Annotated in this window: 16 protein-coding genes; 8 read left to right on the top strand and 8 right to left on the bottom strand. The window is 70.0% G+C overall.

The features are described from left to right. A partial coding sequence (locus M6444_RS03015) for an FAD-dependent oxidoreductase (protein WP_298322984.1) occupies window positions 1-1458 on the bottom strand: 1458 nt, incomplete at its 3' end. A 145-nt stretch (window positions 1459-1603) separates the two neighbouring features. Here M6444_RS03015 and arfB point away from each other — a divergent pair. Continuing rightward, window positions 1604-2026, top strand: a complete 423-nt coding sequence (gene arfB / locus M6444_RS03010) for an alternative ribosome rescue aminoacyl-tRNA hydrolase ArfB (protein WP_298322981.1) — start codon at window positions 1604-1606, stop codon at window positions 2024-2026. Window positions 2027-2058: 32 nt separating this feature from the next. On the opposite strand, the gene M6444_RS03005 is transcribed toward arfB, so the two are convergent. Together M6444_RS03005 and M6444_RS03000 are read right to left on the bottom strand one after the other, a co-directional pair. Beyond that, on the bottom strand, window positions 2059-2970 hold the full coding sequence (locus M6444_RS03005) for a PAC2 family protein (protein ID WP_298322979.1): 912 nt from the start codon (window positions 2968-2970) through the stop codon (window positions 2059-2061). Between the two features lie 57 nt (window positions 2971-3027). After that, window positions 3028-3564, bottom strand: a complete 537-nt coding sequence (locus M6444_RS03000; RefSeq protein ID WP_298322977.1) for an SAV_6107 family HEPN domain-containing protein — start codon at window positions 3562-3564, stop codon at window positions 3028-3030. A gap of 122 nt (window positions 3565-3686) precedes the next feature. Here M6444_RS03000 and M6444_RS02995 point away from each other — a divergent pair, with 122 nt between their 5' ends. Further along, window positions 3687-5075, top strand: a complete 1389-nt coding sequence (locus M6444_RS02995) for an FAD-dependent oxidoreductase (protein ID WP_298322975.1) — start codon at window positions 3687-3689, stop codon at window positions 5073-5075. Between the two features lie 30 nt (window positions 5076-5105). On the opposite strand, the gene metF is transcribed toward M6444_RS02995, so the two are convergent. Further along, window positions 5106-6041 (bottom strand): methylenetetrahydrofolate reductase [NAD(P)H], encoded by a 936-nt coding sequence (gene metF, locus M6444_RS02990; RefSeq protein WP_298322973.1) that lies wholly within the window; start codon window positions 6039-6041, stop codon window positions 5106-5108. A 136-nt stretch (window positions 6042-6177) separates the two neighbouring features. On the opposite strand from metF, the gene M6444_RS02985 reads away from it, so the two are divergent. Genes M6444_RS02985 through M6444_RS02975 form a run of 3 tightly spaced genes read left to right on the top strand, consistent with a single transcriptional unit; the run spans window position 6178 to window position 9219 of the window. Continuing rightward, on the top strand, window positions 6178-7065 hold the full coding sequence (locus tag M6444_RS02985; protein WP_298322970.1) for a ferric iron reductase: 888 nt from the start codon (window positions 6178-6180) through the stop codon (window positions 7063-7065). A gap of 45 nt (window positions 7066-7110) precedes the next feature. Then, complete coding sequence (locus tag M6444_RS02980; RefSeq protein WP_298322965.1) at window positions 7111-8073, top strand: iron-siderophore ABC transporter substrate-binding protein; 963 nt, start codon at window positions 7111-7113, stop codon at window positions 8071-8073. Window positions 8074-8121: 48 nt separating this feature from the next. After that, complete coding sequence (locus M6444_RS02975; RefSeq protein ID WP_298322962.1) at window positions 8122-9219, top strand: polyprenyl synthetase family protein; 1098 nt, start codon at window positions 8122-8124, stop codon at window positions 9217-9219. Window positions 9220-9313: 94 nt separating this feature from the next. Here M6444_RS02975 and fabI read toward each other — a convergent pair whose 3' ends face one another. The 3 genes from fabI to M6444_RS02960 all read right to left on the bottom strand — a co-directional run bounded on the left by fabI (window position 9314) and on the right by M6444_RS02960 (window position 11182). After that, entirely contained in the window at window positions 9314-10078 is a 765-nt protein-coding gene (gene fabI, locus M6444_RS02970) for an enoyl-ACP reductase FabI (RefSeq protein WP_298322959.1), read from the bottom strand. Then, window positions 10078-10782: a 3-oxoacyl-ACP reductase FabG gene (gene fabG, locus M6444_RS02965; protein WP_298322956.1), complete on the bottom strand. Its 705-nt coding sequence runs from the start codon at window positions 10780-10782 to the stop codon at window positions 10078-10080. The genes fabI and fabG overlap by 1 nt, the downstream gene beginning before the upstream one ends. 190 nt (window positions 10783-10972) lie before the next feature. Then, window positions 10973-11182 carry a dodecin gene (locus M6444_RS02960; protein WP_298322953.1) on the bottom strand — a complete coding sequence of 70 codons (210 nt, stop codon included), beginning with the start codon at window positions 11180-11182 and terminating at the stop codon, window positions 10973-10975. Between the two features lie 79 nt (window positions 11183-11261). Between M6444_RS02960 and M6444_RS02955 the strand changes: the two genes are divergently transcribed. Beyond that, window positions 11262-11594, top strand: coding sequence for a DUF3099 domain-containing protein (locus tag M6444_RS02955; protein WP_298322950.1), 333 nt, complete (start codon window positions 11262-11264; stop codon window positions 11592-11594). Window positions 11595-11739: 145 nt separating this feature from the next. Here M6444_RS02955 and moaA read toward each other — a convergent pair whose 3' ends face one another. After that, window positions 11740-12729, bottom strand: a complete 990-nt coding sequence (gene moaA / locus M6444_RS02950; RefSeq protein ID WP_298322948.1) for a GTP 3',8-cyclase MoaA — start codon at window positions 12727-12729, stop codon at window positions 11740-11742. A gap of 58 nt (window positions 12730-12787) precedes the next feature. Between moaA and M6444_RS02945 the strand changes: the two genes are divergently transcribed. Together M6444_RS02945 and M6444_RS02940 are read left to right on the top strand one after the other, a co-directional pair. Beyond that, a complete protein-coding gene (locus M6444_RS02945; protein ID WP_298322946.1) occupies window positions 12788-13600 on the top strand; it encodes an SURF1 family protein in 813 nt (270 codons plus the stop codon). A 9-nt stretch (window positions 13601-13609) separates the two neighbouring features. Continuing rightward, the coding region (locus M6444_RS02940; protein ID WP_298322944.1) for a glycoside hydrolase family 15 protein at window positions 13610-14669 on the top strand (1060 nt) is incomplete at its 3' end.

Here is a 14669-nt window from a genome sequence, read left to right as displayed (position 1 = left end):
CAGCCATCCGGTCCGTGGTTGAGCGCCGATCAGGACGAACAGGCCGGCTGCGGACTCCGTCGAGATGCCCCCGGAGGTTCGCTCGCGCACCCGGATCCACTCGAGATGTCCGTTGCCGCCACCGTCGATCACCTCGACGTTGAGCCGTACGTCGATGCCGGCCGCCCGGATCGCCTCGATCAGGTACCGGGACATGCTCGCAGCCAGCGAGGGCCCGCGAACCAGCAGCGTGACTCTGCGGGCGAACCGCGACAGGTGCATCGCGGCCTGCCCAGCCGAGTTGCCGCCGCCGACAACGAAGACGTCGCGTCCGCTCAGTGCCCGCGCTTCCGACGCCGACGCGCCGTAGAAGACCCCGGCCCCTTCCAGCGATTCCAACGTCTTGATGCCGATCCGGCGATAACTGACCCCGGTCGACAGCACGACGCAGCGAGCACGCGCGACCTCGTCGTCGGCCGTGGTCATCTGGAACCGGCCGTCGCTGCGAGCGAGTTCGACAGCTTCCCGCATGAGCAGGAAATCGGTGCCGAACACCCACGCTTGTTGGTAGGCGCGCTGAGCCAACTCGGCCCCGCTCACGCCGCGCGCGAAGCCGAGGTAATTGCGGATCAGCGAACTCGAACCCGCCTGGCCACCGATCGATTCGCGCTCGATGACGAGCGTGCGAAGCCCTTCGGATGAGGCATACACCGCCGCCGCGAGCCCAGCCGGGCCTGCACCGACGACGATCACGTCGTACTCGGTGTCGTCGGCGAGCCGGGTCCGCACGCCGTAGGCGTCGGCGAGTTGCGCGTTGGTGGGGTCGACAAGCACTCCCCCGTCGCGCAGCAGCACGACTGGGCGACGTGTATCGGTCAGCCCGACGCGCTCGAGCATCTGCTGCCCGTCGGCGCTGTCACTGGAGTGAAACGTGTGGGGCACGCCGTTGCGCGCCAACAGGCTGCGCAATTCGTGCGCCCGCGCCGACCACTGGCCACCGACCAGGTTGACCTCGCGTGGCTGCGATGACACCGCGCGCTCCCACTCGAGCAGGAATTCCGTCACCGTCCGGTGAAACAGTTCGTCGGGCACCCGCCACGGCCGCAAGATGTAGTAGTCGATCGCCCCGATGGCGATGAGCCGCAGGATCGAGGCGGCGGTGCGCTGATCGCCCCACCCTCCCCAATCGATCACCAGAACGCGCTTGGCCTCGGGGAACAGCGCCTTGACTTCATGAAAGACGCCGTCGGGCCGCGCATCGGGATTCTCACCCGAATCACAGAGCACCATGGCGACACGCGCGCCGCGTTCGCGCAGTGAACGTAGGGCACTCAAGCCCGCTTGCCGCGTGGGCTCGTCGACGACGCGGTAATCGGACCCGTAGCGGCGGCGTAGTTGATCGGCGATCCGTAGCCGCTGGCTGCCGCGACCTTCGATGACGAACAGGACCGGTTCGGCGGACGACGTGGATGTGTCCATCGCCGGCTCCTCCCCCAGGAGACCTCCGCGCGGCGCGCCGACCGCTGCGCTGGTGGGCGCCGCTGAGCTGAGTGTACGACTGGAAATCAGCCTGCGGGGCGTTGCGATTCGCCTGGTTTCTCGGTCATCGACGACGATGGTCGTCATGGCGCCGATACGGGTACGCGACTCGATCGTCATTCCCGATGACGAGTTGGTGTGGCGATTCTCCCGCTCCGGCGGCCCCGGCGGGCAGCACGTCAACACCTCGGAGACACGTGTCGAGCTGTCGTTCGACGTCACCGCCTCACGTGTGCTCGACGCAGCCACGCGCGAGCGGATCACGTCGCGACTTCGGAACCGGTTGGTCGACGGCGTGCTCACGGTCGTGGCTTCGGAGCACCGCTCACAGCTCAGAAACCGGGAGGCGGCCATGCAGCGGCTGGCCGCATTGCTGGAGGAGGCGCTACGTCCCCCGGGGCCGCGGCGCCGCCCCACGAAGCCGTCGCGCGCCGCGCGGAAACGCCGGGTAGACGAGAAGAAGCAGCGCGGCCGCACGAAACAACTGCGGCGCCGGCCGGACGAGTGACACCGATCGTGCTGATCGGGTCGGGTCCTCTGTTATTCCTCGCGCCCCTCGCCGCGGAACTCGGCGAGGAACTGCTCCAGCTCGGCCCCGATCTCGTCCGCACTGGGCACCGCGCGCTGCTCGGCGATCAAGCCCCCGCGTCCCTGGCTGCCGGCCGCGGCGTCGTACTGGCTTTCCAGCGCATGCACGACCTGCGCGACCTGCTCGTTGCCGTCGACCTGTTCCTGCACCAGCTCATCGGCGCGCCGCGACGCCTCGATGAGATAGCCGGCCGGAAGCAGCAGGCCGGTCACCCCGCTCAATGCGCGCAGCAACGTCAACGAAGCCTGCGGGTACTCGGAGTCCGCGAGGTAGTGCGGCACGCGGGCCACGAGACCGACGGCGTCCTTGCCGGCCTGGCCGAGCCGGTACTCCAGCAACGACGACACGTTGCCGGGGACTCGCAGCTCGACGTCGACCAGCGCGGAACCGTCGAGCAGTTCGGGCCTGGTGGCATGCGAGATGACACTGATGGGCCGAGTGTGCGGCACGGGGTTCGGGATGCCCTGCACACCGACTGACAGCCGGACCCCCAGCCGGTGAACCAGGTCGATCACGGCCGAGGCGAAGGCCTCCCAGCGGAAATCGGGCTCTGGCCCGGACAACAGGTAGAACGACGAACCGGTGTCGTCCTTGACGCTGTACAGGGTGAGCTCGGGCGCCGCGTAGTCCTGGAACGAACCATCGGCGAAGCGCATCTCGGGTCGCCGCGAGCGATAGTCGATCAAAGCCTCGACGTCGAACCGCGCCACGACCTGGTGGTCGAGAGTCGCGAGCAGGTGGTCGACGAGGCCGCCGCCGGCGTGGCCCGCGTCGACGAAACCGTCGAACCAGTACACCAGGACCGGCGACTCCAACTCGGGCTGCTCACCGACGAATTCGTACAGGTCAGTGCCGTTCGGCATGACAGAACTCCAGACGTCGGGGTGGTCACGGATACCCCTGTAACAACGATGAAGCCCTCATGCTTCCCGCGGATGGGGAACCGTACGCAGCCCGCTGGGCACGTAGACATCGAGGGGCTCCTGGTACGGCAACCCGAGCGCCACGCAGACCAGCCCGAGAAACTCGTCGGCCTGGCGCAGTAGATCGTCGGCCTCGCGTACGCTCACCGATCCGGGCAGACCCGCCTGCGCGGCCGACCGCTTGCCGGCGTTCGCTGCGAAGAACGCCGCCCACTCCGCGAACTCGGGGGCCACGACGGGCAGCAGATCCCAGACGTTGCGCGGACCGTGACCGCGGCGCCCGGTGCGGCCCGTGCGCCGTGGATTGACCGGCCGTGCGCGGGCGGCGAGGACCGCCGCTGCCGCCCGCAGCGCCGACAGATGGGCCGCGGCGAACCGGTCGGTCGCGAGAGTCGACGATGCGGCCTCCGCCAGGCAGGCTCGAGCCTGATCGATGAGGTCGAGCGGAGCATGGCCCAACGGCGGACGACCCCGGCGCTCGTTGAGGGCTGACATCCGCCGCACGTCGCTGGCCTGCTGATATTCCACCGTCATTGTCGCCTCCACAGCCGTGTTCGAACTTTTGTTCGATCTGATTGCGACTGTACACCCGGCCACCGACACAACGTCAACACCGCGACGCCGGTGGGGTGCCGCTCGCGGTAAGGTCGGCGATCGTGGCACGCGTCGTGGTCCTCGGAGCGGGGCTGGCCGGCCTGGCTGTGGCCGCACGCTTGGCCGATCTGCGCCATGACGTCGTCGTCGTCGAACAGGCCGACACCCCGGGCGGCCAGCTTCGGCCGCACGACGTGAACGGCACGTCAGTGGACCTGGGCCCGACGACGTTCACGATGCCTGCGCCGTTGCGCGAGCTGTTCCGCGCCACCGGCCGGCCGATCGAACGTGAGATCGAGATGGTCCCGGTCGACCCGGCGATGCAGATCGTCTTCCCGGACCGCACCGTCGCCGAGATCCCGAACGCCAGCCGCGCCGGCACGCGGCGTGCCCTCGACGACGCCCTGGGGTCCGGAGCCGGAGCGGGTTGGGACGGCGTCGTCGACTACGGCAGCAGGCTGTGGCAGGACCTGCACGATGCGGTCCTCGGCTACGCCCGCCGCGGCCGGACGCGCGTACCGTCACTGCGGTCCTTCAGTGCCACCGCACTGTCTGACGTGCGGCTTCGCCAGCTACTCGACTGGTATGCCACGAGCGTGGGCGAAGACCCCGCCCGTGCGCCTGCCTCCGTCACAGTGCTCCCCTACCTGGAGCAGACGTTCGGGCTGTGGAGCGTAGCCGGAGGCAGCGCGGGGCTGATCGGCGCCGTTCACCGGCGCGCCCTGGAACGCGGCGCCGTGGTGCGCACGAACGCCCGCGCCAACGCCGTCGACGTCGGCGGAGGGCGGGTCCGATCGGTCACGCTCGACGGCGGCGAGGTCATGGCCGCCGACGTCGTCGTCTCGGCGATCAGCCCGGACGGGTTGCGCCAAATACTACCGCGGCGGGCGCTCGTCCGATCCGGCCGCACCTTCGCGCGGCGCCCGCTCCCGCCGCCCCGATCGTCGTTCTGCGTGCTCATCGAGGCCGATGGCACCGCGCGGGGTGCCGGGGTGCGCAAGATCGTGGTGCCGCCCGATGACCAGAACCCGGCGTTGACCGTCAACCGGGCCGCAACGTCGACGGCCGGCACGGTGACCTGGGCGGTGCACGCCGATTGCGCCGCCCACGGCGACGCGCCCGGCGCCGTCGACTGGAGCGCTGCGGGGACAGTCCGGGCCTACGCCGACGAGGTGATCGCTCACGTCACGTCGACGGCAGTCCCGGTCGGCACGCCGCAGGCCACCCGCCTGGTCCGGACTCCGCACGACCTCGAACAGACCACGGGAGCACCAGGCGGCGCGATCTACGGCCGGCCCACCCCCGGGCGCCCGGCCTATCTGAGCCGACCGGGCAACCGAACGCGCATCCGCGGGCTCTTCCTGGCCGGAGCCGGCGCGCACCCCGGTCCCGGCGTGGCGATGACCGTGATCTCCTCGGGCATCGTGGCCGACCTGATCGGGCGCGCCTGAGCTCCGGCGATGCGGCCGAGCTTTGCCGGATCAGCCGGCGACGGTCGCCGGAGTCTCCACCCCGAGCGCGTCGTAGATCTCGCGCGTGGCCGTGGACCTGTTCAACGTGATGAAGTGCAAGCCGGGAGCGCCCTCGGCCAGGAGCCGCTCGCACAGTTGGGTGGCGACCTCCACCCCGATCGCACGCACGGCCTCGGGGTCGTCTTCGACGGCGAGCAGCCGCTCGGCGAGATCGGCCGGGAAGTCCGCGCCGGACAACTTCGCGAACCGCTCGATCTGACGGACGTTGGTCACCGGCATGATGCCCGGGATGATCGGCTTGTCTCCCCCGGCTGCTGCCACCCGGTCACGCATCCGCAGGTAGTCCTCAGCGTGGAAGAACATCTGGGTGATGGCGTACTCGGCACCGGCGCGGAACTTGCGCACCAGGAAGCGGGCGTCGGTTTCGACATCGGGCGAGCGCGGGTGCTTCTCCGGGAAGGCCGCTACGCCGACGCAGAAGTCGCCGGAGTCCAGGATCAGCCGCACCAGTTCCTCGGCGTACTCCAGGCCCTCCGGGTGCGGCACCCAGTCCGCGCCGGGGTCGCCGGGCGGGTCACCGCGCAGGGCGAGGAAGTTGCAGATACCGGCGTCGGCGTACTGGCCCACGACGTGGCGGAGTTCGGCGACCGAGTGGTTGACCGCGGTCAGGTGGCCCACGGCGGTGAGCGTGGTGTGCCTGGCCAGGCCTTCGGTGACGCGCACCGTGCTCTCGCGGGTGGTTCCCCCGGCGCCGTAGGTGACGGAGACGAACGTCGGCTGCAACCGCTCGAGCTCACGGATGGTCTGCCAGAACGTCGCCTCGCCCTGTTCGGTCTTCGGTGCGAAGAACTCGAAGGAGTACGAGCGCTGGCCGGTTGCCAGCAATTCGCGCACCGTGCGCGGACTGGTCTGGGTCGTCGAGGTCGTCGAAAGCTCCAGAGTCATGGTGGCGAGGGTATCGGGGCCGGCCCGATTCCTGGACAGGCGGTTTCATCCACTGATACGAGACCCCGTTTCACTTGGCACGATTGATCCGTTAGGTTAGTGATACCTAACCACGATATCGAGATTTGGGACGTCCATGTACATCGCGTCGGCAACGGCTCCCCCGCGCCCTGGGGCAGGCTCGGCCCAGTCCCCGCTCGCCGACACCGCACGACGTCTCGACGCGGTCAGCCCGGCTCTCGCTTTCCGCACCGCCGAGCCACTCGGCCCCGGGTGGACGCCGCTGACTGGAATTCGCGACGTCGACGTCCGTGCCTGGCTGGACCGGTTCACCGCGCATGCGTCCGGGCACCGTGTCGTGGCAGCGTCCTACCTCATCCTGCGCCTCACCGGGCGTATCGCCTCCCCTGCCGTCGCCGCAGCGCTGCTGACCGACCGCGGCCTGCCGATGGGCGACGACGCCGCCGTGCATCTGGATGGCGACCAGTTCGATCTGCTGGCACTGCCGTCCGGCGACGTCGAGGTGCTGCCCGGCGATGCGCTGGCCGGCCGGCCGGGCACCGTCGTCATCGACGACCGCGCCGTGCTGGCCGATCGGGTAGCCGGCCGCCTGTTCACGGTCCTGGCACCGGTGATCGAAGGCGTCTCGCGCCACGCTCGTTACAGCACGCGCACCATGTGGAGCGCCGTCGCCGACCGCCTCGCCGGGCCTGCGGTCGTCGCCGCCAACGCCGGCGGGCTCGCCCCGCAGGAGTCGTGGCAGCGCGTCTGGACGATCATGGACCGTCTGGTCACGCACGGAGCCGCCATCCGGCGTCGCCCCCGCGCGCTGGACGTCACGTGGTCCGGCGGCATCAGCGCCGGAACCGTCAAGGGCACCTGCTGCCTCAAGTACATCGAGCATGACCTTCGGCCGCGAGATGCCGCTGACCAGCCGCAGGCGTACTGCGGTGGGTGCCCGTACGTCAGCGACGACGTCCGGGTGGCCAAGCGCCGGGCCGCGCTCGAGGCCCGTTCCGGGTGATCCGTCCGTCCCCCGTTCGTCATCGCCACGTGTGAGGTCGTCTCCATGCGCATCGTCCGCCTGCCCTCCGTCCGCCTGAGCGCTGTCGCCCTCGTTCTCGGTCTCGCCGCTGCCGGCTGCACAAGCGGCGACGACGATGCCGCCGAGACCTCGTCGAGCACGCACACCGTCGAGCACGCGCAAGGGACCACCGAGGTGCCCGACGACCCGCAGCGCATCGCCGTGCTGTGGCGCCCGACGCTGTCGGCGCTGGTCGACCTGGGATTCGATCCGGTGGCCGCCGGAGCCCAGGACCCGTCGGGAGCCGACCTCGCGCCGTTTCTGCCCGACGACTTCGCCGTCGACGAGCTCGAGATCGTCGCGACCACCCGCGACCCCGACATCGAGGCGCTCGCCGTGGCCGAGCCCGACCTGATCCTGTCCGTCGACGTGGCGGGGTTCGCCGAGGCATATGACGACCTGTCGCAGATCGCCCCGACGGTGTCGCTGGAATGGACCGGCACGGGCAGCTGGCGCAGTCACGTCACCGAGCTGGCCGACGCACTGGGGGTGAGCGAGCGTGCGGACGAGATCGTCGCCGAGTACGACCAGCATGTCGAGCAGGTCCGCGCGGCCGTCGGGGATCCGTCAGCCACGTCGGTCTCGCTGGTGCGAGTCCAGGCCGCCGACGTCCTGCGCCTCGAGACGCCGAAGTCGTTCCCCGGGCAGGTGTTCGCCGACGTCGGGTTCGCCCGCCCGGACGGCCAGGTCGAACCGGACCCGGACCGCGACTTCATCGAGATCAGCCTGGAACTGATCCCCGAGGCCGACGGCGACGTGATCTTCACGATGGCCAACGCCGAGAACGACACCGCCCGCGAATCGATCACGTCGTCGGTGCTGTGGCAGAACCTCGACGCAGACCAGCGCGGGCAGGTTCACCACGTCGATTACGACGTGTGGGGCAGCTCGACCTACCGCGGTGCGCATCGGATCCTCGACGACATCGAGGCCGCGCTGGCCGGCTGAGCGGACCGAGGCCGTGGCCGTCCTCGCCGACCGCCTACGCTGACGACCGTGAAGCCTGCCGCCGTGCCATCGCCCGGTCACCCGATCGATACGCTGCTCCCCCGGTTCCAGCACGTCATCGACATGTTCCTGGACCGGCAGCGATCGACGATGAGCGAGATCAGCCCCGACACGCTGCCGTTGTTCGACGCCGCGGTGCAACTGCTCGGCGCAGGCAAGCGGCTGCGCCCGACGTTCTGCTACTGGGGCTGGCGCGCTGCGGGCGGCTCCCCCGACGATGCCGGTGTCATCACCGTCGCCGCGGCGCTGGAGCTGTTCCAGGCCTCTGCCCTGGTGCACGACGACGTCATCGACGACTCCGACACCCGGCGGGGCCAGCCGTCCGTGCACCGGCGCTTCGCCGAACAGCACCGCGCGGCGCGATGGCACGGCTCACCGGAGTCGTTCGGTGCGGCAGCGGCCGTGCTACTCGGTGACCTGCTGCTCGGGTGGAGTGACGAGCTGTTCGGCTCGGCCGAGCTCGGCCCCGACGCGCTGCGGCGCGGACGCGCCGTGTTCGACCTGATGCGTACCGAAGTGGGCAGCGGCCAGTACCTCGACGTCCTCGAGCAGGTCAGCGGCGCCACCCGCACCGTTGGCCACACCGAGCGGGCTCGGCAGGTGATCCGCTTCAAGTCGGCGCGCTACTCCGTCGAGCATCCGTTGATCATCGGCGCCACCGTGGCCGGGCTCGACGATCAGCTGCTCTCGCCGTATCGCCGCTACGGTGCCGCGCTGGGCGAGGCGTTCCAGTTGCGCGACGACATCCTCGGCGTGTTCGGTGATCCGGCCCGCACCGGTAAGCCCGCCGGCGACGACTTGCGCGAGGGCAAGCGCACCGTCCTGGTGGCCTGCGCGCTCGAACGCGCCGACGCCGCACAGACGCGACTGGTGAACCGGCTGCTCGGCGACCCCGGCCTTGACGACGAGGGGGTCGAGCAGCTGCGTGCGGTCCTGGTCGAGACCGAGGCGCTGCGCCGGGTGGAGACCATGGTCGCGCAGCGGGTCACCGATGCCCGCGAGGCGCTCGAGTCCGCGAAGGCCACCGATGACGGCCGCGAGGCGCTGGCGCGGCTGATCGATCTGGCGACCGACCGCACCCGCTGAGCGCCACCACGCACCACGAGGCGTTCTGTCGCATCACCAGGCGTGCATGGGTGGTACGGCAGGCAATTCCGTGGTGAACATGATCATTTGAGGGTCAGGCGCCCATGGCGTGCACGCCGCCGTCGACGTGGACGATCTCGCCGGTGGTCTTGGGGAACCAGTCCGACAGCAAGGCGACCACCGCGCGCGCCGGTGGCTCGGAGTCCGAGAGATCCCACCCGAGCGGGGCGCGCTGATCCCACACGCCTTCGAACTCGTCGAAGCCGGGGATGGAGCGCGCCGCCATCGTCTTCACCGGACCAGCCGAAACCAGGTTGACCCGGATGCCCCTCGGGCCCAGGTACTTGGCCAGATACCGTGCAGTGGCCTCCTCGCCGGCCTTGGCCACACCCATCCAGTCGTAGCCGGGCCAGGCGACTTGGGCGTCGAAGTCCAGCCCCACCACCGAGCCTCCGCCGGACATCAGCGGCAGCGCCGCCATCGTCAACGACTTCAACGAGTACGTCGAGACGTGCACGGCGGTGGCGACGTCTTCGAACGGCGTGTCGAGGAACGCCCCGCCCAGCGCGGTCTGCGGCGCGAACGCGATGGAGTGCACCACGCCGTCCAGGCCGTCGACATACTCGCCCACACGCTCGGCGAGGCTGGCGAGGTGCTCCTCGTTCTGCACGTCGAGCTCGAGGACCGGCGCCTCGTGCGGCAGGCGCTTGACGATCCGCTCCACCAAGCTCATCCGCCCGAAGCCGGTGACCACCACCGTCGCACCCTCGAGCTGAGCGAGCCTGGCCACGTGAAAGCCCAGCGAGGAGTCGGTGAGGACCCCGGCCACCAGGATGCGCTTGCCGTCCAGGATTCCCATCAGTGCCCCATCCCCAATCCACCGTCCACCGGAATGACCGCACCGGTCACGTACGCCGCCTCGTCGCCGGCGACCCAGCGCACCACGCGCGCCACCTCGTCGGCCGAGGCATAGCGGCCCAGCGGGACACCGGCGAGGATCTCAGCGCGGCGCTCCTCACTGAGCTCGTCGGTCATGTCCGACTGCACGAACCCCGGCGCCACCACGTTGGCGGTGATGCCGCGGCTGCCGAGTTCGCGAGCCATCGAGCGCGCCATCCCGATCAGCCCGGCCTTGCTGGCCGCGTAGTTCATCTGCCCGGGCGATCCGAGCATGCCGACCACGCTGGAGATGAACACGACGCGTCCCTTGCGTGCGCGCAGCATGCCGCGAGCAGCTCGCTTGGCGACGCGGAACGCGCCGGTCAGGTTCGTGTCGACGACGTCGGTGAAATCGGACTCCGCCATCCGCAACAGGAGCGTGTCCCGGGTGATGCCGGCATTGGCGACGAGAACCTCGACCGGTCCCTGGGTGGCCTCGACCTCGTCGAAGGCCGCCTCGACCGACGCGGTGTCGGTCACGTCGCACCGCACGCCCGACAGACCCTCCGGAGGTTCGCCACTGCGATACGTGACGGTCACCGCATCGCCGGCCTCGGCGAACGCACGCGCGATCGCCAGGCCGATACCGCGGTTTCCGCCGGTCACCAAAACCGACCGACTCACCTGCGAACTCCTCTCACTCCCGGACCCGCGCCGACGCTACCTGATCGCCCTTCCCCGCTATTTCCCGCCCATCTCCAAGACGACGAGCGGTTCGGGTCTCGGCGTGTCGGCCAGGGTTCGGCCGGGCATCGGCGAGCGAGGAACGAGCGAGTCGCGGACGGGGCCGACACGACGAGACCCGAACCCGAACTCAGGCGTCTTCGAGGCGGAATCCCACCTTCATGCCGACCTGCAGGTGCTCGACATTGCCGTCCACGATCTGGCCGCGGATCTCGGTGACCTCGAACCAGTCGAGGTGCCGGAGCGTCTGCGCCGCCCGGTTGATGCCGTTGCGCACCGCTTCGTCGACGCTCTCGGTGGAGGTCCCGACGATCTCGGTCACCCGGTACGTGCGATTCATGTCTCCTCCTTCGTGCCACGGCGTGCTCGCCGGGTCCACCGGCGTGCCCATGCACGTGATTGTGGCCTACCGTGGAGATGTGAGCGGGACGCACGCGCCGAAAGGCCGTCGCGGCGAGCCGGTGGCCTCGGTGACGACGGCGGCCGAGGGTCGCAGTTCCGATCTCGCCTCGCGCCAACGGCGCTACCTGGTCACGATGGGCGTCAGGCTGGCTTGCCTACCCCTGGCCGTGCTCGTGGACGGCTGGCTGCGCTGGTTCTTCATCATCGGCGCGGTGGTGCTGCCCTACATCGCCGTCGTCATCGCCAACGCGACCCGGCGGCCGTCGGCCGGCACGATCTCACCCGTCACTCCCCCGGTTCGGCCGCAGTTACCGCCCGCGTCCAGAGCGGATGATCGAATCGAACGATGACAGGGCCTTCCAGAAACGTCGGCTCCCGTGCAATACTCCCCATCGCGCGCGTTCCGTATTCCCCCGTCGGTGCGCTGCGTACCGACGACGTCGGGCGGCTTCCCCCGTGGCTGCCCGGCGTCGTCTTCGCCGACTGGTCGGCCGGTCAGCCGCCGATCGCCGACATCGGCCGCGAAGGCTGCAGGAAGCCTGGATCATCAATGCCGTGACCAGCCGCTTTGCCGGCCATGGCGATTTCCCACCGGCGAGCGAGCTCAGCGTCGTCGGCCCCAGCCCGCAGCGCGCCGCGCAGGTCGGATTCCTCGCGGGCGAACAGACAGGTGCGGACTTGGCCCTCGGCGGTCAGCCGGGTGCGGTCGCACGACCCGCAGAACGGCCGCGTCACCGAGGCGATGACACCGACTTTCGCGGGACCGCCGCTGATCAGCCAGGTTTCGGCGGGGGCGCTGCCGCGTTCGACGTCACCGATCGGTGTGAGATCGAACACGGCTTGCAGTGATTCCAGGATCTCGGCCGCGGTGACCATCGCGTCGCGACTCCACCCGTGTTGGGCGTCCAACGGCATCTGCTCGATGAAGCGCAGCTCGTAGCCGTGCTCGAGCGCCCACGCCAGCAGCTCCGGCGCTTCGTCGTCGTTGATGCCCCGCATCAGGACGGCGTTGACCTTCACCGGCTCGAGGCCGGCGTCGCGGGCGGCGGCCAGCCCGGCCAGGACGTCGTCGAGCCGGCGGCGGTGCGTGAGCGTCTCGAACCGGTCGTGGCGGATGGTGTCCAGCGACCCGTTCACCCGGTCGAGCCCGGCCGCAGCCAATTTGTCGGCCACCCGGACCAGGCCGACGGCGTTGGTCGTCAGTGACAGTTCAGGGCGCGGGGTCAGCGCCGCACACCGCGTCACGATGTCCACCAACCCGCGGCGCAGCAGCGGCTCGCCACCGGTGAAGCGAACCTCGCGTACGCCCAGCCGCTCGACGGCCACCCGCACCAGCCGGACGACTTCGTCGTCGGTGAGCACATCCTCGCGGGGCAGCCACGCCAGGCCTTCCTCGGGCATGCAGTACGTGCAGCGCAGGTTGCACCGATCGGTCAACGAGACCCGCAAATCGGTAGCCACGCGTCCGTATCGGTCTACCAGCACCCCTCCAGCCTACGACCCGCACGCAAGATCCGGGGCCCTCAGGACTACGGTCGGCAGTGTGTACAGGTTCCTGGCCAGCAAGCGGTGGCTGGTGCGCACGGTCGCCGGCGTCCTCCTGGTGCTGGTATGCGTGCGGCTGGGACTGTGGCAGCTGGATCGCAATGACGAGCGCGCCGCCCGGAACGCCGTCATCGAAGCCGGCATCGACAGCGCGCCGGTGCCCATCGACGAACTCAACGCGCCCGGCGAGCCGCTCGATACCGACGATCAGTGGCGCAACGCCGTGATCACCGGTCAGTACGACCCCGAGCACGAACTGGCGCTGCGGCTGCGCCCGGTGGACGGGACGCCCGGGGTGCACGCCCTCACCCCGCTGGTCACAGCCGACGGCGACGCGTTCCTGGTCGATCGGGGATTCGTCGCGTCCGAAGGGCGCCCGGACGACGAGGTCGACCTGCCCGACCCGCCATCCGGCACGGTCACCGTGCAGGTCCGGCTGCGTGCCGGCGAGGACGGCGAAGGCGCGGCCCAACGGGCCGGAACCGTGCGCCGAGTCGACACCGCCGCCCTGGCCGAAACGCTGCCCTACCCGCTCTACGGCGCCTGGGGCGAGCGGGTCGAGCAGGACCCGGCGGCCGCCGACGGGCTGCAAGCGGTGCCGCCTCCGGAAGCGGAGTCCGGACCGCATCTGTCGTATGCCGTCCAGTGGTTCATCTTCGCCGTCATGGGCGTTGGCGGTTTCGTCCTGCTGATCCGTGCCGAGGCTCGCGGCCGAGCAGAAGCAGAGGCCGAGGCCGAGGCCAGCACCTCGACCGGCGCCGACGCGCGGGCCCCGACCGGAATGCAGACAGGACCCGATCAGAACCGGTAGACAGGGAGGATGACGGGCCGGATCGAAGACCACGGCATGATCGGCGACCTGCACACGGCCGCACTCGTCGACCGCGACGGCACCATCGACTGGCTGTGCCTGCCCCGCTTCGACTCCCCCGCATGCTTTGCCGCCCTGCTCGGTGACGAGGGCAACGGGTCGTGGCGGATCGCGCCGTCGGGTGCCGGACCGGCCGATCGGCGCCGGTACCGGCCGGACACGCTGATCCTCGAACACGACTGGGACACCCCCACCGGCAGTGTCCGGGTCGTCGACCTGATGCCGCCCAGCTCCGGTCAACACGACGTCGTGCGCATCGTCGAGGGCGTCTCCGGCACGGTCACCATGAGCAGCGAGCTGCGCCTGCGCTTCGATTACGGCCGTTCGGTGCCCTGGGTGCACCGTGACAACGGAATCCTCGTCGGGGTGGCCGGCCCGGACCTGGTGGCGCTGCACTGCGACGTGCCGATCTACGGGCGGGCCCTGGCCACCCATGCAGACTTCACCGTCACCGAGGGCGAGCAGGTCAGCTTCGTCCTGGCGTGGTCGCCGTCGCACGTCGAGCCGGCCACGCCGGTCGATGCTCGGCGGGCCCTGGAGTCCACGGAATCGTTCTGGCACCACTGGGTGGCGCGGTGTACGTACGACGGCCCGTACCGAGAGGCCGTCGTCCGCTCGCTGATCACGCTCAAGGCGTTGACATACGCGCCGACCGGAGGCATCGTCGCCGCGCCCACGACATCGCTGCCCGAGGGTATCGGCGGGGTGCGCAACTGGGACTACCGCTACTGCTGGCTCCGCGATTCCGCTTTCACGCTCGACGCCCTGGTGCGCAGCGGCTACCTGGCCGAGGCGCGTGCCTGGCGCGACTGGCTGCTGCGGGCCATCGGCGGCAGTCCCGACCAGTTGCAGATCATGTACGGCATCGGTGGCGAACGGCGCTTGGCCGAGCACGAGCTCGATTGGCTGAGCGGCTACGAAGACTCCAGTCCGGTGCGCATCGGCAACGCCGCGGCCGAACAGGTCCAGATCGACGTGTACGGCGAGGTGATGGACACCCTCGCCCGCG

It is taken from the genome of Haloactinopolyspora sp. (assembly GCF_027324685.1).
Lineage (GTDB): Bacteria > Actinomycetota > Actinomycetes > Jiangellales > Jiangellaceae > Haloactinopolyspora.
This window is presented reverse-complemented; position numbering and strand designations above follow the sequence as displayed.